Annotated in this window: 23 protein-coding genes; 10 read left to right on the top strand and 13 right to left on the bottom strand. The window is 53.1% G+C overall.

The features are described 5' to 3' along the window. Positions 1-10: 10 nt before the first annotated feature. Positions 11-826, top strand: coding sequence for a DUF2797 domain-containing protein (locus NP589_RS11750; RefSeq protein ID WP_256607163.1), 816 nt, complete (start codon positions 11-13; stop codon positions 824-826). On the opposite strand, the gene alr is transcribed toward NP589_RS11750, so the two are convergent. Both alr and dnaB read right to left on the bottom strand, forming a co-directional pair. After that, positions 802-1,944, bottom strand: a complete 1,143-nt coding sequence (gene alr, locus NP589_RS11745) for an alanine racemase (RefSeq protein ID WP_256607162.1) — start codon at positions 1,942-1,944, stop codon at positions 802-804. The two genes, NP589_RS11750 and alr, sit on opposite strands and share 25 nt — an antisense overlap. Next, positions 1,941-3,335 carry a replicative DNA helicase gene (gene dnaB, locus NP589_RS11740; protein WP_256607161.1) on the bottom strand — a complete coding sequence of 465 codons (1,395 nt, stop codon included), beginning with the start codon at positions 3,333-3,335 and terminating at the stop codon, positions 1,941-1,943. Before dnaB ends, alr begins: the two co-directional genes overlap by 4 nt. Positions 3,336-3,933: 598 nt before the next feature. Between dnaB and NP589_RS11735 the strand changes: the two genes are divergently transcribed. Beyond that, positions 3,934-4,602 carry a hypothetical protein gene (locus NP589_RS11735; RefSeq protein ID WP_256607160.1) on the top strand — a complete coding sequence of 223 codons (669 nt, stop codon included), beginning with the start codon at positions 3,934-3,936 and terminating at the stop codon, positions 4,600-4,602. A 147-nt stretch (positions 4,603-4,749) separates the two neighbouring features. Here the strand turns inward: NP589_RS11735 and NP589_RS11730 are convergent, their stop codons facing one another. Continuing rightward, positions 4,750-6,000, bottom strand: a complete 1,251-nt coding sequence (locus NP589_RS11730; RefSeq protein WP_256607159.1) for an HD domain-containing phosphohydrolase — start codon at positions 5,998-6,000, stop codon at positions 4,750-4,752. Positions 6,001-6,355: 355 nt separating this feature from the next. Between NP589_RS11730 and NP589_RS11725 the strand changes: the two genes are divergently transcribed. The 5 genes from NP589_RS11725 to NP589_RS11705 all read left to right on the top strand — a co-directional run bounded on the left by NP589_RS11725 (position 6,356) and on the right by NP589_RS11705 (position 13,134). Further along, positions 6,356-7,006, top strand: a complete 651-nt coding sequence (locus tag NP589_RS11725) for a PEP-CTERM sorting domain-containing protein (RefSeq protein ID WP_256607158.1) — start codon at positions 6,356-6,358, stop codon at positions 7,004-7,006. Between the two features lie 58 nt (positions 7,007-7,064). Further along, positions 7,065-7,739, top strand: a complete 675-nt coding sequence (locus tag NP589_RS11720) for a hypothetical protein (protein ID WP_256607157.1) — start codon at positions 7,065-7,067, stop codon at positions 7,737-7,739. 190 nt (positions 7,740-7,929) lie between these two features. After that, entirely contained in the window at positions 7,930-11,028 is a 3,099-nt protein-coding gene (locus NP589_RS11715; RefSeq protein WP_256607156.1) for an efflux RND transporter permease subunit, read from the top strand. A 104-nt stretch (positions 11,029-11,132) separates the two neighbouring features. Next, complete coding sequence (locus tag NP589_RS11710; protein ID WP_256607155.1) at positions 11,133-12,497, top strand: AAA family ATPase; 1,365 nt, start codon at positions 11,133-11,135, stop codon at positions 12,495-12,497. Further along, positions 12,481-13,134, top strand: a complete 654-nt coding sequence (locus tag NP589_RS11705; protein ID WP_256607154.1) for a retron system putative HNH endonuclease — start codon at positions 12,481-12,483, stop codon at positions 13,132-13,134. The genes NP589_RS11710 and NP589_RS11705 overlap by 17 nt, the downstream gene beginning before the upstream one ends. Here the strand turns inward: NP589_RS11705 and hypF are convergent. Together hypF and hypE are read right to left on the bottom strand one after the other, a co-directional pair. Next, positions 13,127-15,553, bottom strand: a complete 2,427-nt coding sequence (hypF, locus tag NP589_RS11700; RefSeq protein ID WP_371929669.1) for a carbamoyltransferase HypF — start codon at positions 15,551-15,553, stop codon at positions 13,127-13,129. The genes NP589_RS11705 and hypF overlap by 8 nt on opposite strands. Further along, complete coding sequence (hypE, locus tag NP589_RS11695; protein ID WP_256607187.1) at positions 15,553-16,518, bottom strand: hydrogenase expression/formation protein HypE; 966 nt, start codon at positions 16,516-16,518, stop codon at positions 15,553-15,555. The genes hypF and hypE overlap by 1 nt, the downstream gene beginning before the upstream one ends. A gap of 177 nt (positions 16,519-16,695) precedes the next feature. Here hypE and NP589_RS11690 point away from each other — a divergent pair, with 177 nt between their 5' ends. From NP589_RS11690 to NP589_RS11680, 3 genes are all read left to right on the top strand, one after another. Further along, positions 16,696-16,929, top strand: coding sequence for an AbrB/MazE/SpoVT family DNA-binding domain-containing protein (locus tag NP589_RS11690; protein ID WP_256607152.1), 234 nt, complete (start codon positions 16,696-16,698; stop codon positions 16,927-16,929). Beyond that, on the top strand, positions 16,916-17,332 hold the full coding sequence (locus tag NP589_RS11685) for a PIN domain-containing protein (protein ID WP_256607151.1): 417 nt from the start codon (positions 16,916-16,918) through the stop codon (positions 17,330-17,332). The genes NP589_RS11690 and NP589_RS11685 overlap by 14 nt, the downstream gene beginning before the upstream one ends. 165 nt (positions 17,333-17,497) lie before the next feature. After that, positions 17,498-17,755 (top strand): hypothetical protein, encoded by a 258-nt coding sequence (locus tag NP589_RS11680; protein WP_026603274.1) that lies wholly within the window; start codon positions 17,498-17,500, stop codon positions 17,753-17,755. Between the two features lie 219 nt (positions 17,756-17,974). Here NP589_RS11680 and hypD read toward each other — a convergent pair whose 3' ends face one another. Genes hypD through NP589_RS11640 form a run of 8 tightly spaced genes read right to left on the bottom strand, consistent with a single transcriptional unit; the run spans position 17,975 to position 23,199 of the window. Beyond that, positions 17,975-19,084, bottom strand: a complete 1,110-nt coding sequence (gene hypD / locus NP589_RS11675; RefSeq protein WP_256607150.1) for a hydrogenase formation protein HypD — start codon at positions 19,082-19,084, stop codon at positions 17,975-17,977. Then, on the bottom strand, positions 19,081-19,308 hold the full coding sequence (locus tag NP589_RS11670) for a HypC/HybG/HupF family hydrogenase formation chaperone (protein ID WP_256607149.1): 228 nt from the start codon (positions 19,306-19,308) through the stop codon (positions 19,081-19,083). Before NP589_RS11670 ends, hypD begins: the two co-directional genes overlap by 4 nt. A 29-nt stretch (positions 19,309-19,337) precedes the next feature. Beyond that, positions 19,338-20,156, bottom strand: coding sequence for a hydrogenase nickel incorporation protein HypB (gene hypB, locus NP589_RS11665; RefSeq protein WP_256607148.1), 819 nt, complete (start codon positions 20,154-20,156; stop codon positions 19,338-19,340). Next, complete coding sequence (gene hypA / locus NP589_RS11660) at positions 20,156-20,497, bottom strand: hydrogenase maturation nickel metallochaperone HypA (protein WP_256607147.1); 342 nt, start codon at positions 20,495-20,497, stop codon at positions 20,156-20,158. The genes hypB and hypA overlap by 1 nt, the downstream gene beginning before the upstream one ends. Positions 20,498-20,510: 13 nt before the next feature. After that, complete coding sequence (locus tag NP589_RS11655) at positions 20,511-21,668, bottom strand: nickel-dependent hydrogenase large subunit (protein WP_256607146.1); 1,158 nt, start codon at positions 21,666-21,668, stop codon at positions 20,511-20,513. Then, positions 21,669-22,130 carry a [NiFe]-hydrogenase assembly chaperone HybE gene (gene hybE, locus NP589_RS11650; protein WP_256607145.1) on the bottom strand — a complete coding sequence of 154 codons (462 nt, stop codon included), beginning with the start codon at positions 22,128-22,130 and terminating at the stop codon, positions 21,669-21,671. It abuts the gene before it with no gap. A 2-nt stretch (positions 22,131-22,132) separates the two neighbouring features. After that, positions 22,133-22,354, bottom strand: a complete 222-nt coding sequence (locus NP589_RS11645; protein WP_256607144.1) for a rubredoxin — start codon at positions 22,352-22,354, stop codon at positions 22,133-22,135. Continuing rightward, positions 22,351-23,199 (bottom strand): hydrogenase expression/formation protein, encoded by an 849-nt coding sequence (locus tag NP589_RS11640; RefSeq protein WP_256607143.1) that lies wholly within the window; start codon positions 23,197-23,199, stop codon positions 22,351-22,353. The genes NP589_RS11645 and NP589_RS11640 overlap by 4 nt, the downstream gene beginning before the upstream one ends. Positions 23,200-23,486 lie beyond the last annotated feature (287 nt).

Raw genomic sequence — 23,486 nt, 5'->3', positions numbered from 1 at the left:
ATTAAATCAGGTGTTAGGCAGTCTGCAAAAAATGACCAGCGCGTTGGCTGAGCCCGTGCAATACCGCTTGCCGGTCGGCGCACAGGAAATCGAATTGAACGCGTTATTGGGCAAAAAACTGTCGCTACGCTACAGCGGCCAGATCTTTTGTGTGCATTGCGCTAAAAAGACCAACAAAAGCTTCAATCAAGGCTATTGCTACCCGTGCTTTATCAAACTGGCGCAGTGCGATATGTGCATCATGAAGCCGGAAACCTGCCACTACGCCGCCGGGACTTGCCGTGAACCGAGCTGGGGCGAGCAGTTTTGTTTCCAACCGCATATCGTTTATCTGGCCAACTCTTCCGGCATCAAAGTCGGCATCACGCGCCAATCGCAAACGCCGACGCGCTGGATAGATCAAGGCGCGGTGCAAGCTTTACCCATTTTTAAGGTCGCTTCCCGCCATCTGTCGGGTTTGATCGAAGTCACCTTGGCGCAGCACGTCAGCGACAAAACCAGCTGGCAGCAAATGTTGAAAAACAACACCGTGCCGCTGGATTTGCCAGCCATCCGCGACCGCTTACTGGTCGAATGCGACGAACAACTGCAAACCATAGCCGCGCAATTTCCCGGCGAACTGCCGCAATTACTCAGCGATGCCGAACCATTAACCCTGGACTATCCGGTGTTGCAATACCCTAGCAAAGTGAAATCGTTTAACTTGGATAAGGAGCCGCTGGTGTCCGGCATCCTGGAAGGCATCAAAGGCCAGTATTTGCTGTTCGATACCGGCGTGATCAATATCCGCAAATTCGCCGGCTACGAAGTGGAAGTGACAGTCTGAAGGTCGCCGGCCAAACCTTGCTCAATCACCTGCACCCGCTGGGTAATTCCGCACAACAAGGTATAAGGAATGGTGTCGGCTTGGCGGGCGATTTCCTCGACCGGCAGCCCATCGCCCCATAAAGTAACCGGATCGCCGGGTTGCGCACCAGGCTGGCTGTTCAAATCGACGGTAATCATGTCCATGGACACCCGGCCGATCAGCGTCACCCGTTGACCGTTAACCAACACCGGCGCGCCGCTCTTAGTGTGACGGTGATAGCCGTCGCCGTAACCGATTGAAATCACACCCAAGCGGGTCGCGGTTTGGCATTGCCAGGTGCCGCTGTAGCCTACCGTTTCCCCGGCCGCTACATCTTTCACCGCGATCAACCTTGAATGCAAACTCATCACTGGTTTTAGGCCAAAATCCGCGCCGATTTTGCCAGCAAACGGCGAGCAACCGTATAGCATCAGCCCAGGCCTCACCCAATCGTTACTCCTATGCTGCGCGGCGCCGAAGCGAACATTCGGCCAGCCTATAATACCGGCCGAATTGGCAATGCTGCATGCGCCGGGATAGTCTTTTACAGCGTCGTTGAACAAATCGATTTGCCGGCGAGTTTTATCATCCAGCAAATCGTCTGCGTTGGCAAAATGGGTAATCAGATTGATTGGTTGTTCGACCAGTGCGCAACCCAGCAATTGCTGATAAGCGACATTGAAATCGGCGCCTTTAAAGCCCAAACGATTCATGCCGGTATCCATTTTCAACCAAACAGCAAGTTTGCCTTCGGCATCGGCTTGCTGTTGCAAAATCGAGATTTGCTGCGGCGTGTGAATTACCGCCGCCAGTTGAAACTTTAACAGTTGCAGCAATTCGTCCACGCAAACAAAACCTTGCAACACGGTGATAGATTGTTTGAAACCCGCTTGTCGCAGCCTGACGCCTTCGTCCACCCGCGCTACGGCAAAGCCGTCCGCCAAGTCCAAAGCGGTCGCTACCCGCGTCATGCCATGTCCATAGCCATTCGCTTTTATCACCGCCATGATTTTGTTGTCCGGCGCGTAACGCTTTACTTGCGCCAGATTGTGACGGGCAGCCTCCAAATCCAGACGCACAAAAGCCGCAGGCGTCATTCGTAATCCTCGAGGCCGCTGTAAACCCCGGCAAAATTCTCGAAGCGGGTGTATTGACCAAGAAAGGTGAGGCGCACGGTACCCAGCGGTCCGTTCCGTTGCTTACCGATGATCACTTCGGCAATCCCCTTATCCGGGCTGTCTTCGTGATATACCTCGTCGCGGTATACGAAAATGATCAAGTCGGCGTCCTGCTCGATCGCGCCGGATTCACGCAAATCGGACATGACCGGCCGTTTGTTGGGGCGCTGCTCCAGATTCCGGTTGAGCTGCGACAGCGCAATCACCGGCACATTCAGCTCTTTGGCAAGCGCTTTGAGGCCACGCGAAATATCGGAAATCTGCTGCACCCGGTTATCGCCGCTGGCCGGCGATTGCATCAACTGCAAGTAATCCAGCACGATCAAACCCAGCTGGCCGTGCTCGCGGGTCAAACGTCTGGCGCGCGAACGTACTTCGGTCGGCGTCAGCGCGGGCGTGTCGTCGATAAACAGCTTGGTCTCGGCCAGCAAATTGATTGCCGAGGTCAGACGCGGCCAATCGTCGTCATCCAGTTTACCGGTGCGGACCTTGTGTTGGTCGATGCGACCCAGCGACGACATCATCCGCATAGCCAAGGATTCTCCGGGCATCTCCATACTGAACACCGCCACCGGCATGCCGCTTTTCAGCGCCACGTTTTCGGCCATGTTCATCGCAATAGTGGTCTTACCCATGGACGGCCGGCCGGCGACGATAATCAAATCGGCAGGCTGCAAACCCGAGGTTTTTTCGTCCAGATCGGTAAAGCCGGTGCTGGCCCCGGTGATATCGCCGTCCAGTTCGTAGAGGGTTTCGATTTTATCCACGGCCTTAGCCAACAAGGATTTGATCGAGCTAAATCCGCCCTGCCCGCGCTGCCGCTGCTCGGCAATTTCAAATACCCGCCGCTCGGCGTTTTCCAATAAATCCGCAGTTTCCCGGCCTTCGGTGGTAAATGCCGAATCGGAAATCTCGGTACCAACATGGATTAATTGCCGCAATACCGAACGATCACGAACGATGTTGGCATAGGCCACGATGTTCGCGGCGCTGGGCGTATCCCGCGCCAGCGTACTTAAATAAGCCAGACCGCCTACATCCTGCAATTCACCGGTAGTTTCCAGCACCTCGGATAAGGTCACTACGTCGAACGGATCTTGCTTCTCCGCCAATTGGGCTATGGACCGGAAAATAAGCCGATGGTCACGGCGATAAAAGTCGGTCTCGACCACTTTGTCGGCCACCGAATCCCAGGTTTGGTTATCCAACATCAAGCCGCCCAGCACCGACTGCTCGGCCTGAATGGAATGCGGCGGTACTTTTAGGGATTCGACGGCTTGGTCGGGAGTGAAATAATAGTCTTCGGACATGGCGGACAGCGGTTGCAAACAATAACGGCGGATTATACCCGGCTATGCAGTAATCGCGGCTGCCTCTAATCATAAGAGCAACCAGGATAAACACCGCCTCAAAATCGAGGCGGCGTTTTCGGAAAATATTCTAAACAGCAAGGCAAACGGCAGAATTGATTAAAGCTTGTGCTTAAAAACTATCGGCGCAAGTTCAACACATCCGTATTCACCGCAGAATCTTCAAGCAAATCAGCGAGCACGCTCTATTAACGTAACTATTCAGCGCTGAAAGGTTTTCATTCTGCTCAGCAGAGGACAGAGGTGTGGGGGCGAATTCATTCGCCCTTTTGTCAGCATTGAAGATTAAGGTCGAATAAATTCGCCCCTACAGCAGGTTCGCCTGCGTGGAATCGAGACCGCCCTTGAACTATCCCGCCAATCCACTCGTTCCGTCCATAACAGCCATGACAAATTTGTCATGGCACGAACGGACAATTAAACAGCGTTACATACCCGGATACACTGATCACCAGATGATTTGCCGTACACAGCCCGCTCTGCCTCTACGTCCAATCGTCACCGAAACATTTCCATTGACTACTTCTGGGTACTTGCTATGAAAACACTACTTACCGCTTCCATTCTATTATCTTCGGCCTTGGCAACCTCCTCCGCCTTAGCATCCAATGATTTTGAACATGAGCATGAGCACGGTAACTGCGGTAACCAATCGTCTTGCGATTTAGAAAAACTGAGCTTGACCTTATCCGCCGGCAGCAACGGCACGCTAATTTCCAAAGCCGATAACGATACCACCAACGATAGCTACACCCTTAACTTCGACTATCAGCTGGACACTACCTTTATCAGCAGCGCTCTGCTGAAAGTGTGGCTGCGTGACGACTCAACATCGGCCACCGATTCCATCTACAACGGCATATTGAAAGACAGAAACGAATACGCCCGCATCACATCCATTAACGGCTCTAACATTTCTACCGACTGGACCGAAGTCGACGGCTACAAAAAATATATTAGTTTGGATGTTCGCGACTTCTTATCCACAACCGGCTTCGCTTCACTGACGGCTGTACTTGGCGTAAAAGATAGCGGCAGTAAAGATTACTTCTTCAAAGCGGCCGAGCTCTATGTTGAATATTGCCTAGACAACAATGGCGGAAGTGGTCCGATTACCTCGGTACCGGTTCCTGCCGCTGCTTGGCTGATGGGTTCCGGTCTACTCGGATTGATGGGGTTTAATACCAGAAGACAACGTCAAGCATAATCAACAATTTCGTTCGCTCTTGCTAAAAGCCGGAGGCGTTAAGATGCCTCCGGCTTTTTTGTTTTCGGCTTCGTGCGGATGTTTTTACAAGGTACTTTTTTCAAGGCCAAACCTGTTTATGCAATTTCGCGGACGAGCACGGCAGCTTTAGCTGCCGTTGAAATCCAGTGAGCAATTGCCTTGCGCCAGTTCGTAATAAACGTCCGCATTATCCATCAACTTGGCGACCACTTCGCCATCCAAAACCCCTTCAACCACGCGTTGCCGCAGATGCTCGATAATGTCGGCCAATAACATCCCCTCGCGATATGGGCGGGACTGCGCCAAAGCCTGAAAAATATCGGCCACACTGATAATCCGACACTCCAATTCCAAAGACTTGCCGATGGTCTTGAACGGATACCCTTCGCCGCGCAGATTTTCATGGTGCAAACCAGCCCATTGCGGAATCTTGGAGTCGGTAAATACCCGTTGCAAAATTCGATAAGTATCGTAACTGTGCCTCTGCATGCAGGCCCGCTCTGCGGCGGTCAGGCTACCCGGTTTATCTATGATGTCCTCAGAAACCCGCAATTTGCCAATGTCGTGCAATAAACCGGCAATTTCTACCTGCTCCAGATCGCAACCGGTCACGCCCATATCCAATGCCAATTGCCTGGAGATTTGCGCAACCCGTTCAGAATGCTGCTCAGTGTAGGGGCTTTTCGCATCCACCACTCGCGAGAACAGCCGGGCCATCTCCCGCAGCGAAGGATAAGCCAAGTCGACAGTCGGTAAGTCGCGCCCCAATTCGCGTAAATCCTCATCCAGATAATCCGGATCCATTGCCAGCCAGAACGCCTGACTTTTCGCCAACTCCGCAAACGCAGCCAACAAGTCAGGCGCAAACAGCGATCCCGAATAACTCAGCAATCGCTCAACGATTTGGGGCGCGGCCACCAGAATTTGCTCGCTGGCCAGATACGGGGCTTGCAGCACATCAATGCGATCAGCCAAAAACAGTAGATTGGCACGCAGCCGCACTCGGGGCGCCAGCCGCAATTCGATTAATTGCTCCCAGCGCGTGTGATGGTAACGGATCTCCTCAGCCAGATAGGCCAGCGGTGGGCAGGCTTGCAAGTATTCCGCGCCGCGTAAGCAATGCGCCTCGGCACCGTCCCACTCCAGCGATTCGGTCAAATGCCTATGCTCGCGAACCTTGGCTACCCCGCAATCGTGCAGCATGCCGGCATACAGAATGCTCAATCTATCGACAGCTGACCAATCGAGTTTACCGGCTATATGCCAAGCCATCATCGCGACCCGCTTGCCGTGCTTCACTTCGTCGATACCGACTAAATCCAGCGCACAACTCAAGGAGATGATGGAGCGGTGCAAATCGATATGTTGACTATCCATGAGGCTGGACTCCAGATTGAAGGTGTTAGTACGATGCTATCGTACTTTGAAAAGATCGGCAAAGTATCACAAACATTCCAACTCACTCACCAAGACGACAAGCTGTAACTTCGCGTAGCGCTGTGAAAAGCCTAGCATGACAGCCCCATGCCACCCTGCCAAAACTGTCGCAACCTCTGCCCCTGCTGTCAGCTGCTTAACTGAAAATCATTGGCATATCACATTTAAATAATTGATTAGATTAATTTAAATTAAGTTGGCACTACTAGTGCTTAGTTAGAGTGACGCACTATGCAAGCCAATTGCTTGCACGCGAAATACTTATCTCTCAGCCCACTGCCAAAAAGGAATCGACATGAACTCTGTAATGCCGAAAATGCGCTTATCCGGATTAATCCTGATTTTAGCCTTATTCACTCAAGCCGCCGAGTCGGCGACATTGATCGATAATTTTGCCAACCTTCAATCCACCACTAACACTGTCAACGGCCCAGTTAACGTATCCGGTTCAGGTCTAAGCAATTTGCAACGGACATTGAATTCCAGCCCTACCCCGGGCGGTACCACCAGAATTTTTGTGGAAGAGGGCTTGTTGACCGTCGGTAATAGCAGCAATTCAGCCGGCACCGCCAGTGTGTTTTACAATTTCGATGCCATCGACTTCACGGCTTTCGCGAACGCGCTATTGCTTACCACCGAATCTAGCGACGCCACCTACCAAATTCAAATGATCGCCAACGGTACGTCGATGTTAAGTTTTCAGAATTTAGCCAGCGTAGCAATCGGGTCACCGAGCACAATTAGATTCGATTTTTCACAATTCTCGAATCCCGCGGCGTTCAAGAATCTGAACAGTCTGGAGCTGAAATTGCGGGGCACCAATGCCGCTTGGGACGCTGACTTCAGCAAGCTATCCACGGTCCCGGAACCGTCCATAACCGCTTTATTAATCATAGGCGCTTTGGGAATTACGAGCGGCAGACGCCGAAAAGCAGTTGCCGTTTAACACCGGCCACCAAAATCTTCCGATTTCCAAACTTCAATTCTGATCACGGATAATCCACATGAATGCCAAACATTTGCAGAAAAACCTCGCACCTTTGCTGCTAAGCCTGGGCTTAACGCTATCCGGCCAAAGCCAAGCAGGTATATTGACGATTGATAATTTCAGCCATTCTCAAACCGTATTCGACGACGGCGGTAGCGCAGGGTCTTCCAGCGATACGGTATCGGCGCTTACCGGCACCGACCTAAGCAATGCCACGAGAACCTTTATCGCCGAAGCCTCAGGAACCCGTTTAGCCAATACCACGGAAATCGTTTCCGGCGGTAACCAGTTGATCATATCCAATGACGGACGTTCAGCCGGTGGCGCCTCCATTCTGTGGAATTTCGATCCACTTGATTTAACCGCTCACGGCAACGCTATCCTGCTGGAAGTGCTGACAATCGATCTTGGCGTAAATGTGGAAATGGTAGCCAACGGCAGCTCAAGCTCCGGCACCCAAACCTTTACCAGCAACAATAATTATCTGATCAGTTTCAGCAATTTTACTGATCCGGCAGTGTTTGCCAACCTGCATAGCTTTCGCTTGAATTTCACCGGCCCGGAAAAGTGGGATGGACAGTTCAGACTATTAACCACCACAACCCCAGTTCCGGTACCTGCCGCGTTCGGTTTAATGGGTTCGGCATTATTGGGTTTCATCGCCGTGTCACGCAGAAAATCACTGTCCTAATCGTCAAAAGTCTACTTCGCTGACCTCCGCCTCTAGTGCGGGGGCGGTTTTTTAAGCACTCTCCCGCTCGGAAAACCTCGCAGAACGTGCACTTTGCCTTACCAGCAGAATCAGGGAGATAGCGCATCGACATGGACCAAACCTGACCGACAAGGCACAATAGCTCGCTATTTAATCCATTTCGTCGCTCATGCTCGCACTTCTGGTCCGTTTTTCCATTCGTTATTCCGGCATCGTCGTCGCCCTGGCGCTACTGCTATTCGCTTACGGAATTTACCGCCTGACCAACGCCGGCCTGGATATTTTCCCGGAGTTCTCGCCGAAACAAGTCATCATTCAGACCGAAGCATCCGGTCTGGCCGCAGAGCAAGTGGAAGTGCTGGTCACCCAGCAAATCGAGAACAGCATCAGCGGCTTGATTGGTCTGCAAACCTTACGTTCTCAGTCTATCCAGGGCTTGTCCATCGTTACCGCGACATTTAACGAATACAGCGATGTATATCGGAATCGGCAATTGGTCAGCGAACGCCTGAACAGTCTAGGTCAACGTTTGCCGGCCGGCGTCGGTATGCCGGTAGCGGTACCGCTATCGTCCTCGTCGGCCACGGTATTGACGATAGGTATGCATTCGGACAGCAAGACTCTGATGGAATTGCGCGGCTTGGTGGATTGGAGTTTAGTGCCACGCCTGCTGGCGGTGCCGGGCGTGGCCGACGTCAATGTATTCGGCGGCGACATTCAACAACTGCAAGTGCAGTTGCAACCGGCGGCCTTACAGCGCTTCAATCTATCGATAGACGACGTCGTCAACGCTGCAGCCGGTGCGGCGGAAATGAACGGCGCCGGCTTCATCGAAAACGCCAACCAACGTTTTACACTGCAAATCAGCGGCCAGCCTGCCAATCCCGAGCAATTCAAGCAACTGATCGTCAAACGCCAGGACGGCATGAACGTGACCTTGGGCGATGTCGCGCAGATCGGTTACGGCGCCGAGCCACCCATCGGCGCGGCGCAGATTATGGGCAAGCCCGGTATCGTGATGATGGTGATCGGCCAGTACGGCGCCAATACATTGTCGGTGTCGAGACAGGTGGAAGGCGTGTTGGAGGAATTTCAACCGATTTTCAAACAACAGTCCGTGGATTTCTATTCTCATTTGTTCCGGCCGGCCGATTACATCGAAACCTCCGTGCATAATTTGTCCGGACATTTACTAATCGGCGGCCTGTTCGTGATGGCGGTGCTGTATGTGTTTTTATTTAATCTGCGCAGCGCCTTTATCGCCGCCACCGCTATACCTCTGTCGCTGCTGACTGCCGCGCTGGTTCTGCTGGAATCCGGCGTCAACTTAAATATCATGGTGCTGGGCGGTTTGGCGATTGCCTTGGGCGAAGTGGTGGACGATGCGATCATCGACACCGAAAATATCTTTAGACGCCTGCGCGAAAACCGCTTAAAAATCTTCCCGGATGGCGCCGAAACGGTGATTTACCAAGCCTCATTGGAAGTACGCAGCTCAGTGGTTTACGCCAGTTTCATCGTCGCCTTGGTGTTCGTACCATTGTTGACGCTGGACGGCGTCAGCGGCCGACTATTCGCACCGCTGGGCGTATCCTATATCCTGGCGATTTTGATGTCGCTGCTGGTGGCACTAACGCTAACCCCGGCGTTGTGCCATTTGCTGTTTCGGAACAAACTACCGGACGACAGCGATCCGCCCGTGTTGCGGCGTCTTAAACCGCTATACGCCCGTCAATTGCTATGGGCTATCAGGCACTTTAAAACCGTGGCGGCAATAGGCGCGATTGCCTGCCTGATCGGTATAGCGGTCTTTCTGCGCTTAGATCATAAGTTTCTGCCGGAACTCCGCGAGGGTCATTTTATTGTCCACACCGCCAGCGTGCCGGGAACATCATTGCAGGAATCCATCCGCGTCGGCAGTTTACTCACCGAGCAAATCTTGGCACTCGACGGCGTAGAATCGGTATCGCAATGGGCCGGCCGCGCCGAGCGCGGCGCCGATACTTACGGCAGCCACTACAGCGAATACGAAGTGCGCTTAAAGCCATTATCCGGCCAAGAACAGCAGCAGGTGCTGGACAGCTTGCGCGACATTTTGGAACGATTCCCCGGTATCAATTTCGAAGCCAATACCTTTTTGACGGAGCGGGTAGACGAAACCATTTCCGGCTACACCGCACCGGTGGTGGTGAATATCTACGGCAACGATCTGGCCGAACTGGACCGCAAGGCCCAACAGCTCGCCACGCTAATCAATACGATTCCCGGCGCAGAAGACGTGCAACTGCGCTCGCCGCCGGCCACGGCCCTTTTGCAAGTCGAATTGAACCTGGAGCAATTAAAGTTTCGCGGCATCAGCCCGGCGCAAGTGATGACAGCATTGCAAACCGCTTACGAAGGCCGCATCGTCGGCAAGCATCTGCAAGGCAACCGGATTTTCAATGTTGCAGTGGCGCTGGCGCCGGAATGGCGCAGTCAACCGGATTATCTGGCGCAACTGCCCCTGAAAAACAACGAAGGCCAGCGGGTGCTGCTCGGCGAAGTGGCCGAAACTCGCCACGGCGAAGGCCGTTACAACATCCTGCATCAGGGCGCGCAACGCATCCAGACCGTAACCTGCAAGGTGAAAGACCGGGACATGGATGCCTTTATGGCGGAACTAAAACAGCGGGTACAAAACGAGATGAACTGGCGCGACGGCAGTTATCCGGAATTTATCGGCGCCGCCCTGGAACAGGCCAAAGCCAGGGAGACATTGATTATCCACGCCCTGCTGGCGGGTGCCGGTGTACTGATTTTCGTGTTTATCGCTCTAGGTAGCCTGCGGCACATGCTGCTGACTTTGCTGAACCTGCCGTTTGCCTTATTGGGCGGCGTGGCAGCAGTCGTTATAACCGACGCCACACTATCGGTCGGCTCCTTCGTCGGCTTTATCACCTTGTTCGGCATCACCGTACGCAACTGCATCATGCTGATCTCGCATTACCGGCATTTAATCGAACTGGAAGGCCAGATTTGGTCCACCGAGACTTTGATTCGCGGCGCCCAGGAACGCCTGCCGGCCATTCTGATGACGGCACTGGTCACCGCGTTAGCGATGCTGCCTATCGCCATAGGCAGCGATAATCCGGGCCGGGAAATCATGGGGCCGATGGCAGCCATCATCATCGGCGGCTTGGCCTCGTCAACCGTATTGAACTTACTGCTGTTACCGGCGATTTTGCAGCGTTATGGCAGGTTTGAGGTGGCGTTTGAGAAGCAGGTTTAAGCTAGTAACATTCACAGCCATTTTTCAAGATAAACCAAGTAGAATCAAGCCCATGACTACATGATAAAATCCTGAAAAGCCCAAAAATCTAACACCAATACTTCATGTACATTAAACAGCTTACTCTAAATAATTTTCGTGGGTTTACGGAGCTAGCGATTCCATTTGCGGACGAAGCCCGAGATGAGCATCCAAGCAAGACAATAGTCTTTATTGGGAACAATGGGGCTGGTAAAACCGCGATTTTGGACGCATTGAAAATCAATTTGAGCTGGTTGGTGGCTCGAATTAACCGAACTAATGGAAATGGCAGTCCAATTTCGGACAGAGATATTCACAACGGGCAAACCTTTGCAGACATTAGTTTGCAGCTGCAATATCAGGAAGACTTATATTTTTGGCGGGTTGCAAAAACCTTAAGAGGTAGTTCCAAAGTCTCATCTAGCCTGCTGCATGACGCTAGTCGCTTAGCACTTAGCTTCCAAGATCAACTAGCATCTGCCCCGGCAAGTGCCGCATTTCCTTTAATTGCTTATTATCCAGTTGAGCGGGTGGTGCTGGATATTCCTTTGAAAATCAAAACCCGACATAGTTTTGGTCAGCTAGATGGTTACGACAACGCATTGCAGCAAGGCGCTGATTTTCGGCGATTTTTTGAATGGCTGCGTGATCGTGAAGACAGCCAAAACGAAATATATTCACAAGTCAGTTTGAGTTTGAAAGAAATAGTCCACAAGTATAATTCCAGCGAAGCCATTGATGCTAACGTTTTGATCGCCGAACAAGCTGAACGACTGGCTTCTGCTAAGGATATTCAACTAAACGCGGTGCTTCACGCCATTAAAATATTCATGACCGATTTTGATAATCTGCGCATTCAGCGCAAGCCGCGCTTGCAAATGCTGGTGAACAAAAACGGCAAATCGCTGGATGTAGCCCAGCTATCGCAAGGCGAGAAGTCGATAATGACCTTGGTCGGAGACATCGCCAGACGTTTAGCCATCATGAACCCTGCATTGGAAAACCCTCTGGAAGGCTATGGCATCGTATTAATTGATGAAATCGATCTGCATCTGCATCCCAAATGGCAACGCGCCATCATTGGCAACCTGAACAAAACCTTTCCGAACTGCCAATTCGTATTAACCACCCATTCACCCATCGTCATCAGCGAATCGCCTGATCTACTGTGTTATTCACTGGATAACGGGGAATTGCAAAAACTGGATAATCTTTACGGCATGGATGTCAATCAGGTGTTGCTACAGGACATGGATGCCGACATTCGCAATGCAGATATTCAGGAGGCTTTCGATGACTTACGCGACAACCTGCAAGACGGAAAACTAGACGATGCAAAATCTCTATTAGCCGACCTCGAACAAAAAATTTCTATAGACAACCTGGAATTGAACAAAGCGAAACTGCTGATTAGACGCTTGGAGGCGCAACGTGCGGTTAATCGCTAAAGGGCAAGAACCAATAGAACTAACCACTTGGAAAAAAGCCAACCCGCATGGACGCTACCCAGATTTAGATAAATCTGAACAAGGCAAATCAACCCGACGAGCTATCCGCCAAGCAGCAATCAAAGATCAGTTTGGTTTGTGCGCTTATTGCTGCAAACAAATCGACGAGGCCAATAGCACAAACGAACACATTGCCAGCCAAATGGCAACACCCAATAAAACTTTAGACTTTACCAATATCGTCGCATCCTGCAAAACACCAAAACGCTGCAACCAAGCGCGCGGTTCAACAGACTTGCCTTTAACTCCATTAATGCCGGAATGCGAGACCGAATTAAAGTTTCGTCTGTCGGGTAAAGTGGAAGGAGGAACGGAACGGGCCGCCAAAACAATTGATATTCTGGGATTGGACACTAAAGCCATTCGCGAAGAACGGAAGCAATTGGTGGATGCGTTAATTTATATAAAAGGTAAACAACCGAATGAATTGCGGCTATTGAACGATGATGAGCTTAAGCAACTGCCTGATTTGTTTTCTGACTTAGACAATCCCAATGAAACCGGACTCTTATCGCCTTTCAGCCCGATTTTGGTAAACATTATTAAGGGGATTATTGACCAAGCTGGAATTATATAATCCGTGCCGCCGCAATCACCGTCTGGCCCAGGGCCAAACCACCATCATTCATTGGATAGCGTTGCGGCGCCAATACGGTTTTACCACATTGGCGCAATTGCTCGCTCACGGCTTCCAATACCAAGCGATTTTGAAATACGCCACCGCTTAAAACGATACTATTCGCGCCGGTTTGGCTACTCAAGCCATTCAACAGATCGACGGTCGCGGCGGCCAGACTATGATGGATACGGGCAGCGACGCGGGCTTTGTCGGTGCCGATTTGCAGATCATTCAGCACCGCTTGCCATAAGTCCCGCCAACTTAGCACCGCCAGGCCGGTGCCGTTGGCAATAGCCCCGGCTCGCGGATAAGGCTGTTCTTCGGCAAATACCGGCGCGGCCAATACTTCCAGCGCTATCGCCGCCTGACCTTCATAATCGACCCGTTCGGCGTGCAAGCCCAAAGCGGCAGCAAAAGCGTCTAACCATCGACCGCAAGAACTGCTGAGCGGCGAGTTTAGATGTTTTGCCAACATCGTCTCCAGCGTCGCCAAAGGCTTGCCGGCCAGCAATTGCATTATTTCCAAGTCCGCATAGTCGTGCTGCAAAGTCGGCCAATCGAAATAATGCCGCAGTTGCGCATAGGTGTTACGCCACGGTTCACGCATCGCTTGCGCACCGCCAGGCAACGCGATAGGCTGAAAATATCCAAGTCGAGTGTAGTTACGGTAATCGCCGAGCAAAAACTCGCCGCCCCATAACTCACCGTTTTCGCCCATCCCCAGACCGTCGAAAATTGCCGCCAATACCGGCGGTGCGTCCAGTCCCACGCCATGTTCAGCCAAACAAGCGGCCAGATGGGCATGATGATGCTGAACGCTGACTAATTCGACCGCCTCGGTCGCGGCCAAGGTCTGGCCGTATTGGCTAGACAGATAGCCAGGGTGCTTATCGACTGCAACCCGCTCGGGTCTAAAGCCGTTAAGCTTTCGGTACAAGTCTATGGCTTTCCGGTAATCTTGTTGTACGGCGGCGTTTTCCAAATCGCCGATGTGCTGGCTGACAATGGCTTGACCACTTTTCAGTAAGCAAAAACTGTTTTTTAACTCGGCACCCAGCGCCAGAATATTGCTTGCCTGTTCAAAACCCATTGGCAATCTTAATGCTTCCGGGCTGTAGCCGCGCGCCCGGCGCAGTATACGGATTTTGCCGTCCATCAATCGAACCACCGAATCATCCAAGCGATTGACGATATCTCTATCGTGTAACAGCAAATAGTCGGCAATACCCGCCAGCTTTTCCCGCGCTTCGGCGTTATCGGTGCATTGCGGTTCGTCGCTGATATTGCCGGAGGTCAACACGATAGGCGCATCCAGTTCTTGCATCAGCAAGGTATGCAATGGCGTGTAAGGCAGCATGAAACCCAATTTATCGTCGTCCGGCGCGACACCGAGCGCCAGCGGTTCGCCTTGCGCTGGCAGCAGTACGATAGGCGCGGCACGCTCCTGTAATGCGGACAGTTCCTCGGGCCTGATGGAAGCATAACGACTTACCATGGACACATCTCTAGCCATTAACGCAAACGGTTTGGCGTAACGGCGCTTGCGCTGCCTGAGCCTATCGACAGCGTCAGCATTACTCGCATCGCAAGCCAGATGAAAACCACCCAGACCTTTGATCCCGACGATCAGGCCTTTGCGGATCAGGCTGGCCGCGAGAATTACCGAAGTTAACTCGGACGTTTCACCAATAGAATGCTCGCGATGTAAGGGCAAATTCATTCGCCCTGAATCGGGCAACTGGGCGAATAAATTCGGCCCTACCTGATTTGCCGCCTCTCCGCACACTGTAGGAATGAGGTTGCCCAGCGCATCCGCCAGCCACAATCTCGGCCCGCACACCGGACAGCAATTTGCCTGAGCGTGAAAGCGCCGGTCGGCTGGATCGTCGTATTCCTGTTGACACTGCGGACACATAGCAAACGCCGCCATGCTGGTATTTTGGCGGTCGTAAGGCACGCTGCGCACAATCGATAAGCGCGGGCCACAATGAGTGCAATTGGTGAAGGGGTAGCGATAGCGGCGATTGTGCGGGTCAGCAATATCCACCAAACAATCCGGACAAGTCGCGGCATCGGCGGCGATGGGGGTATCGATACCATAGCTCCGACTGGCGACGATTTGAAATTCGCTCGGCGCGGTGCCGGCCAAATCGTCGACTTCCAAGCTATGCAAGCGCGCTAACGGCGGCAGCTGCAACGGAATTTGGGCAACAAAGGCAGCCAGATCTTGCGCGTCGCCGAAGGCATGTATCATCACCCCTTCGCCGTCGTTCCACACAGAACCGGTCAACCCGTGCTGCCGGGCCAAATGCCAGATCGCCGGCCTAAAACCAACGCCCTGCACTACGCCCCGCGCCCGAATCGCCTTGCCGGGCATCAGCAGATGCGCGGTAACTGCTCGCCGACCGGCCAATCGACGATACGCCTTCCACCAAAAGCCGTGGTCATCTGCACGAAGCCGTGCGGGTCTACAATGACTTCGCCGATGATAGACGCATCCTGGCCCAGCGGATGCCGTCGCATCGCCGCCAACAAGTCATCGGCGGCAGCGGCGTCGCAAATGCACACCAGTTTACCTTCGTTGGCGACATATAAGGGATCGAGGCCGAGAATTTCGCAGGCAGCTTTGACTTCGGCTCTGACTGGGATTTTGGCTTCGTCGATCACCATCCCCACGCCGGACTGTTTGGCTAACTCGTTCAAAGCCGTCGCCAGCCCGCCGCGTGTCGGGTCACGCAAGCAGCGTAAGGCTGTTGGCGCGGTTGCCACCAGATCGGCGACCAAACCATGCAAGGCCGCTGAATCGGAAACGATAGTGGTCTGAAATTGCAGATTCTCGCGACTGGCCATGATCGCCACCCCGTGATCACCAATCGATCCGCTGACTAAAATCGCGCAACCGGGCTCAGCTCGGTCGCCGGAGATAGTCACGCTATCCGGCACCACACCCACACCGGTGGTAGTAATAAATACGCCATCGCCCTTGCCGTGCTCCACCACCTTTGTGTCGCCGGTCACAATCGGCGTGCCGGCCCCCTTCGCGGCAGCGGCCATGCTGATGACGATTTTCTCCAGATCGGCCAGCGGCAAACCCTCTTCCAGGATAAAACCTGCCGCCAGATACAAGGGTTTGGCGCCGGACATCGCCACATCATTGAGCGTGCCGTGCACCGCCAACGAGCCGATGTCACCCCCCGGAAAAAACAACGGAGAAATGACATGGCCGTCGGTGCTAATCGCAAGTCGCCCAGCGGGTAGTTTGAACAAAGCCTGATCGTTATGCTGACGCAGCAGCTCGTTATCGAAATGCTTGATGAACAACTCGTCGATCAACTGCGCCATGGCGCGACCGCCGCCACCATGACTGAGATCGACGTGGCCGGTTTTTAGATTTAAAGGGTTCGCGTAACGCTTTGGCACGGCTTAGGTCTCGCTATGTAAACAAATTCATGTGGAAGACTTTCCTCATATGGATATACAATCTAATATGTTTATCCTTAAAACTTTCAGGAAGTAGTTATGCAAATCGCCAAATGGGGTAACAGTTTAGCCGTCCGTCTGCCCGCTGCGGTGGTCGAAGCCTTGCAACTTAAGGAAGGCGATGACATCGAGATTCAGGTTACCGGTGAGCGCGCGTTCGAAATCGACAAAAAAGCCAGCAATCAAGAGCTCCTGAGCAGATTGCGTAAATTCCGTGGTCGTATGCCGGCGGATTTTAAATTTGATCGCTTGGAAGCGAATGAAAACCGCTAAAACATTCATCGATACCAATGTATTGCTGTATGTGTTTTCGGGAGACAGCGGCAAAGCTGATCGAGCCGAAGCTATTCTGCAAACCGGCGGCTGCGTCAGCGTGCAGGTACTGAATGAGTTTACGTCGGTCGCCAAACGCAAATTCAATATGTCATACCCAGAGATTCGCGAGGCTTTGCAGGTCGTTAAAACCGTTTGCCAAATCCTCCCGCTCACCCTAGAAATACACGAACAAGGCCTAGACATCGCCGAACGTTTCGGTTTTTCGATGTACGACAGCTTAATCGTTGCCGCTGCGCTACTCGCTGGATGCACCACGCTGTATTCAGAAGATTTACAACACGGCCAGCTGATCCAAGACCAGCTTTTGATTGTCAATCCGTTTGCCGATCCAGTCGATTAAACCCTGCCGTCAATCAATTCCCTCGTAGAGTTTGCTTCGCATTTCAGGCTGTGATAGAAAACGCCCGCCGGTGATAAAAAAACATCTGCACCATCGGTTGGCGCTAGATACTGCTGTGTCACGCTTGCCGCTGGCAAAAATAACTACAATCATGAGGAAACCACAATGAAAACCAAAATTTTTGCACTGCTGGCGATTGCTTCTGTTGCTTTAATTCCTTCCCTGTCCTCTGCTGGCGAAGCGGATACCTGTAAAGGTTGCCATAACGGTTCTGTGGCTCCGGCTGTTGACGCTTTAAAAGCCAAATTCAAAACCGCTGACGAATTGGTCGCCGGCGCTAAAGCGTCTAAAAACGAAATGATGAAACCGATGCAAGGCAATGACGCGAAATTGAAAGCCGCTGCCGCGGAAATCTATAAATAAGCCCAGCTCACTCACCCCGATCTATCACAATGTTGATCCAGGTGGACACTTCTATCAGTGTCCACCTTTTTGTCCAATACCGTTAAATTAAGGTTCTTCCCCCTTTGAAAAAGGGGGATCGAGGGGGATTTATTTAGAAAATCTCCCCTGCCCCCTCTTTTCCAAAGAGGGGAATTAACAACTACTAAGCTTAACTTAACGGCATTGCCTTTTTATCCCCTACCCTTGTCGCAGCCGTCCGTAACTCCAATACGCGGCACAAGCGCCTTCCGACGACACCATACACGAACCCATCGGGTTTTCCGGTGTACAAACCGTACCCAGCAATTTGCAATCTTGCGGTTTCTTCGCGCCGCGCAGGATGGCCGGACATTCGCAGCCCTTAATATCATTGGCTTTGATAGCCGGCATCTCGAAACGCTGTTCGGCGTCGAAGTCGGCATACGCAACTTGTAATTTCAATGCACTATTGGGAATCAGTCCCAAACCGCGCCATTCAAATTGCGGACGTAACTCAAACACCTCGGCCATCAAGGCTTGCGCTTTGACATTGCCGTCGCGCGTCACCGCCCGGCTGTATTCGTTTTCCACTTCATGCCGGCCATCGTTGAGTTGCCGAATCAGCATCAAAGCTGATTGCATCACATCCAGCGGCTCAAAACCGGCGATGACGATGGGTTTGGCGTAATGTTCAGAGAAGGTCTCGTAGGGTTTGCTACCGATCACGCTGCTGACGTGTGAAGGCCCGAGAAAAGCGTCGATAGCAACCGGCTCCGGTGCGTCCAGAATAGCCTGCATTGCTGACGGGGTGAGTACATGGTTGCAAAACACCGAGAAATTAGACAGCCCTTCGGCCTGTGCCTGCTTAATCGCCACGGCAGTCGGCGGCGTGGTGGTCTCAAAGCCAATCGCGAAAAACACCACTTGCCGATCCGGATTGTCCCGAGCAATTTTCAGAGCATCCTGCGTGGAATAAACCATGCGAATATCGCCGCCGGCCGCTTTGGCTTTGAGCAAACTTTGCCTGCCGCCCCCCGGCACTCGCATCAGATCGGCGTAGGTGCAGAGAATCACATCATGCTGCTCAACCAACTGAATCGCGTTATCGATGCGTCCCGTCGGCAGGACACACACCGGGCAGCCGGGGCCGTGAATGAACTCGACATTGCTCGGCATTAAATCCTGCACGCCGTAACGAAAAATCGCATGAGTATGACCGCCGCAGAATTCCATCAAGCGATAATGCCTCTCAGGCTTAACGGTTTGGGCAATGACTTGCGCCAGGTGCTTGGCCAGATCATGCTGACGAAATTCGTCGATGTATTTCATGATGCCATCAAACCGGCTTCCGCGAACAAGGCCAGGGTTTTCAAGGCTTCGTCCTCGTCGATCTTGTTCAGCGCGTAACCCACATGCACCAGCACGTAATCACCGACTTTCACATCATCCACCAAAGCCAACGATACTTCGACCTTGACGCCGTCCACCGACGCCGTCGCCATTTGCGTCGCAAAATCGATATCGATAATTTGGGCAGGCAGGGCTAGGCACATAGCAGTATTAAAAGTTGAGGCAAAGTCGGTTAAGCATACGCTATTCGTTGCAGAGCCATCTCGGCGCGCAGCCAGATCAACCAGTTTTCCATGCCTTCGCCAGTCTTGGCCGATAGCGACAACACCTTGATGCGCGGGTTAACTTGCTTCGCGTAACTAATGCATTGTGCGCTATCAAAATCCAGGTACGGCAGCAAATCAGTTTTGTTCAGGATCATCAAATCGGCGGCATGGAACATGTCCGGGTATTTGATTGGCTTATCTTCGCCCTCGGTAACCGACAGGATCACTACCTTGTGCGCTTCGCCCAAGTCAAATGCCGATGGACACACCAAATTGCCGACGTTTTCGATAAACAGCAAGCTGTGCTCGGGTAGATTCAAGCTCTCCAAACCATGACCAACCCGATGCGCATCCAAATGACAGCCCTTCCCGGTGTTGATTTGCAAGGCCGGCACGCCGGTAGCGCGGATACGGTCGGCATCGCGAGCAGTTTGCTGGTCACCTTCGATCACCGCGATACTCAACTCGTCTTTCAAACGTAGAATGGTTTCGGTCAACAGAGTGGTTTTGCCGGAACCGGGACTGGACACCAGGTTTAAAGCCAACATGCCGCGCTCGCTAAAATAACGGCGGTTTTCGTCGGCATATCGATTGTTTTTCGCCAGAATGTCCTGTTCGATTTGCACCATCCGCGCCTGAGTCAAACCCGGCGCATGCGAGTGTTCCGCGCTATGTTCGTGATGATGGTGTCCATGGTCATGGCTGTGATCATGAGCATGCTCGTGATCGTGTGGTTCGTCGTGCGAGTGAATAGGGCCCTCGCCGCAGCCGCATACGCCGCACATTACTCTACCTCCAATTCTTTGATTCGCATTTGATCGCCGCCGACAATCTGTAATTGATGACTGCCACAGTGCGGGCACTCGTCGTATAACTGCTGCACCAACACCTCGCAGCTGCAAGGCAGGCACCAAGCCAGGCCCGGCACTTCGATAATTTCCAGCTTGGCCTGTTCCGCCAACGAGCCCTGCATCACTACTTCAAAACTAAAATGCATCGCCTCCGGCTCCACGCCCGACAAGGCGCCAATCTCCAGCCACACGGTTTTGACTTTGGCAAATTGCTGGGCCTTGGCCTGTTGTTCGATGATCTGTAACACGCTCTCACAGAGCGACATTTCGTGCATGATGATTACTCTGTTAATTTTCCGGCGTCAGCACTAGCCGGTATTGCACACAAGGATCGACCGCGTTGATCAGCCATTCCGCCTGCCGCCGCAAGCCCTCCTCATCGTCCGCTTGCAAGGACTTTAAACCCTGGGCCAAAACCCCGTTGGGATGAAAATTCCATTCGGTGGGCGCGACGATGCGGTAATCGTACACCCGGCCCTGGCGCAACTCCAGGCGATGAATCAATAAGCCCCGCGCTGCTTGTACTTGGACCAGACCGACACCATCGGCGGCATACGCAGGCATAGTTCCAACCATTGATTTTATCCCCTGCGGGATTGCAGCAGCTTCCAATAACACGGCAACAAAGCGCGGCAACAAACCATTGCCGTAATGGCTGCGCAAATCCGTGAGCAAGGGCGATTCTTGCTGACGACTCAACGGTGTGGATTCGTAACACCGGCCTTGCCACTGCGGCATTCGGCAAAACGCCGATAGATCCGTGCTTTGCATCTGTCTGTTCAGTTCGGCCGGGTCCAAGTTCGGCAAACCGGCCACATTGCTATTCCCGAGCGCATGCAACTCTCGTTGGTACAGTTTATTCAATAGCTGCGCCGCCAACGCCTTGTTGCCATCCAGCCAGTCATGCAATTGCATTTCGTTGGTCATAGCCAAAAATCCGCGCAAGCCGCCATCGAAAATGACTTGATCGATTAAGCCGGTCAATTCGGCCAGCAATCCCTGCGAACGCGGCGCGTCGATCTGCAATTGGCTATCCAGTTTAAAGGCCTCGCCATCTTGGAATAGACACGACTTAAACTGTCTATCGATTTTCAGCAACGCGGCAACGGCTGTTTTGTCCGGCTGCTGGTCCAACAAGCCCGGCCAATCCAGCAATATCCGCCAAGCATGTTCGCGCACGGTTTCCAGTTGCAGCAAGTGTTCCCTAGCGGCATCTGCTTCCGGCTCGGCGGGCATCCGCAGCGCAGCGCGGCAAGCCTGTAAAGCCGCGTAAGCCTGGGCATTACCGCATAAGGAAAACAACAGCGGCACTATGCTCAGCACCTGCTCCGGCGTTTTACCGACAAATACCCGCGCCGCATCGGGCCGGGTCGAAGCTATCTCCACCGCTTCGACCTTGCCGGCGCGATGGTTCAGTTCGATCGTAATCTCGCCCGCCGGCGTCACTTAAGGTCTTGCCAGATTGCCGCGCAACAAATCGCGGCGGCTGATCGCGCGCGGCGCGGGACTGGTCAGCAAGGCCTGCAGAGCACTGTCTGCCGCAGCTTCTGCCGCCGCTTGATCGGCAAATTCAAACATCGGCGAAAACAGCGAACATTGCGCGTAGCGCCCCAGTTGCGCTTCATCGGCGACGGTAAACTCGAAACTACCGTAGGGAAAAGCCTGTTCAAACTTGCTGCCGGGCGCTTGGGTTACCCAGCGGCTCTCCGCGCTCGGCAACAGCAACACGTTCATAAACCACGGCGTAATCAATACACCGGGCCAATCGGCGTCGTACGGCTCAAAGCCAAGCGCCCGCACCGCTAAAGCCGGGTTCAGCACTGGCATATCGTGCATCCGCGTGGTCAGAATGTCGTTAAACACCACTTCCAAGGTCCGCCGAATCTGCTCACCGTCCTGCCAGTACATAATTACTCGTCCAGCACCAAAAAGCCCTGCTTCGGCGCGCCGCATTGCGGGCAGCTCCAATGCTCGGGCAAATCGGCAAAAGCAGTGCCGGGCGGCACTTGCCAAACCGTATCGCCCTCAGCCGGATCATAGACATGCCAGCAAATCTTGCATTCCAGCTTGGCCTCGGGAGGCAAGCGCGAGGCATCGCCGCCGTAAGCACCGGCGAAGAAGCCTTCGCTCACAAATACACCTGCAAGATTTCCTGCAAACGCTGGTGGCTGTCGGCAATGTCTTCCGCCGACGCGCAAGCCACATTCGGCACCTCGCTGACTTCCAGCGTGTTGAGGATCAGTGTGTCCTGCGAATTAAAATACCGCACCCACCAGATATTGCGGGTGGCGGTGGCGTCGATCCGGCAGTTACCGTAACCGCGCGACAAAATCGTCACCGCCCCCCTGCCCAAGCGCTGTTCCAAAAACGCCAAATCCTGCTCGGTTTGCGGCAGCAAGCTGAGGTTGATGATATGCGCCTCCGTGCCAGGTTGATACTCGGCGATCTTGGCGTTCAATTCGGCCAACAGTGGCGGCGCGTTCATCACCCCATCCGGCAACGCGCTCATGTCGGCATCGATATGTTGAGTGGCATCGGCAAACGCGGTTTGTAAGATGGCTTGCGGGATGATGCCGACTTCCAAAGTGTCGGTGACGATCTGTTTCTGCGCATCCAGGCGTTGCGAGCGCCAGGCGCCGGCCAACACCGATTCCTGAATTCGCAGGTTTTGCGCACCGTTACAGAGCATGCTGACCTCGCCTTCGCCGAGCAGTTCGTCGACGAATTGGCGATTGGTTGGGTCCAGGCTTATCAAATCTATGGTTTGGCTGCTTGCCGGGTAAGCCGCTAAATCCTGTTCCAGTTGCTGCAACACGGTTTTGGCCTGCGCCAGATCGGCGGCATTCAAGTCCACCGAAATCGTCGGCATCCGGTAGGTCGTCATTTCTTCCGGCATCGCCAGATAGTCGAGTTCGGCGCCGTCTTCCTCGGCGGGTTGGCTGCCTTGGCCGAAAATAGGGAGAGATATGCTAGTCATGTTTTGGTTGTTTGCTGAATTAAGTTTGTAGGCTGGATAGGCGAAGTGCATCCGGCATTGGGTTGTTGGTTTATTTGGTGTCGCTATCGCGAGGATGTTTTTAGATGTCGGGTCTCGGCCCGACAGCCGAGTAACTTTTCTTTGTTTGGCCAAAGAAAAGTCACCAAAAGAAAGGCCACCCGGTATTCCGCCTTAATCCTGCGCGTCTTGCTTTTGGCGAGGGTTTTCGGAAGGGCCATCCCTGGCCCTCCGAAAACGAGCGGCATCCCTGCCGCTCCCCTATCGGG

The organism is Methylomonas rosea, assembly GCF_024505055.1.
GTDB classification, from domain to species: domain Bacteria; phylum Pseudomonadota; class Gammaproteobacteria; order Methylococcales; family Methylomonadaceae; genus Methylomonas; species Methylomonas rosea.
This window is presented reverse-complemented; position numbering and strand designations above follow the sequence as displayed.

Excerpts from the sequence above, each read along its gene's own strand:
- alr (WP_256607162.1), bottom strand. The coding sequence starts at position 1,944 with ATGACGCCTGCGGCTTTTGTGCGTCTGGATTTGGAGGCTGCCCGTCAC.
- dnaB (WP_256607161.1), bottom strand. The coding sequence starts at position 3,335 with ATGTCCGAAGACTATTATTTCACTCCCGACCAAGCCGTCGAATCCCTA.
- NP589_RS11735 (WP_256607160.1), top strand. The coding sequence starts at position 3,934 with ATGAAAACACTACTTACCGCTTCCATTCTATTATCTTCGGCCTTGGCA.
- NP589_RS11730 (WP_256607159.1), bottom strand. The coding sequence starts at position 6,000 with ATGGATAGTCAACATATCGATTTGCACCGCTCCATCATCTCCTTGAGT.
- NP589_RS11725 (WP_256607158.1), top strand. The coding sequence starts at position 6,356 with ATGAACTCTGTAATGCCGAAAATGCGCTTATCCGGATTAATCCTGATT.
- NP589_RS11720 (WP_256607157.1), top strand. The coding sequence starts at position 7,065 with ATGAATGCCAAACATTTGCAGAAAAACCTCGCACCTTTGCTGCTAAGC.
- NP589_RS11715 (WP_256607156.1), top strand. The coding sequence starts at position 7,930 with ATGCTCGCACTTCTGGTCCGTTTTTCCATTCGTTATTCCGGCATCGTC.
- NP589_RS11710 (WP_256607155.1), top strand. The coding sequence starts at position 11,133 with ATGTACATTAAACAGCTTACTCTAAATAATTTTCGTGGGTTTACGGAG.
- hypF (WP_371929669.1), bottom strand. The coding sequence starts at position 15,553 with ATGCCCGGCAAGGCGATTCGGGCGCGGGGCGTAGTGCAGGGCGTTGGT.
- hypE (WP_256607187.1), bottom strand. The coding sequence starts at position 16,518 with ATGGCGCAGTTGATCGACGAGTTGTTCATCAAGCATTTCGATAACGAG.
- NP589_RS11690 (WP_256607152.1), top strand. The coding sequence starts at position 16,696 with ATGCAAATCGCCAAATGGGGTAACAGTTTAGCCGTCCGTCTGCCCGCT.
- NP589_RS11685 (WP_256607151.1), top strand. The coding sequence starts at position 16,916 with ATGAAAACCGCTAAAACATTCATCGATACCAATGTATTGCTGTATGTG.
- NP589_RS11680 (WP_026603274.1), top strand. The coding sequence starts at position 17,498 with ATGAAAACCAAAATTTTTGCACTGCTGGCGATTGCTTCTGTTGCTTTA.
- hypD (WP_256607150.1), bottom strand. The coding sequence starts at position 19,084 with ATGAAATACATCGACGAATTTCGTCAGCATGATCTGGCCAAGCACCTG.
- NP589_RS11670 (WP_256607149.1), bottom strand. The coding sequence starts at position 19,308 with ATGTGCCTAGCCCTGCCTGCCCAAATTATCGATATCGATTTTGCGACG.
- hypB (WP_256607148.1), bottom strand. The coding sequence starts at position 20,156 with ATGTGCGGCGTATGCGGCTGCGGCGAGGGCCCTATTCACTCGCACGAC.
- hypA (WP_256607147.1), bottom strand. The coding sequence starts at position 20,497 with ATGCACGAAATGTCGCTCTGTGAGAGCGTGTTACAGATCATCGAACAA.
- hybE (WP_256607145.1), bottom strand. The coding sequence starts at position 22,130 with ATGTACTGGCAGGACGGTGAGCAGATTCGGCGGACCTTGGAAGTGGTG.
- NP589_RS11640 (WP_256607143.1), bottom strand. The coding sequence starts at position 23,199 with ATGACTAGCATATCTCTCCCTATTTTCGGCCAAGGCAGCCAACCCGCC.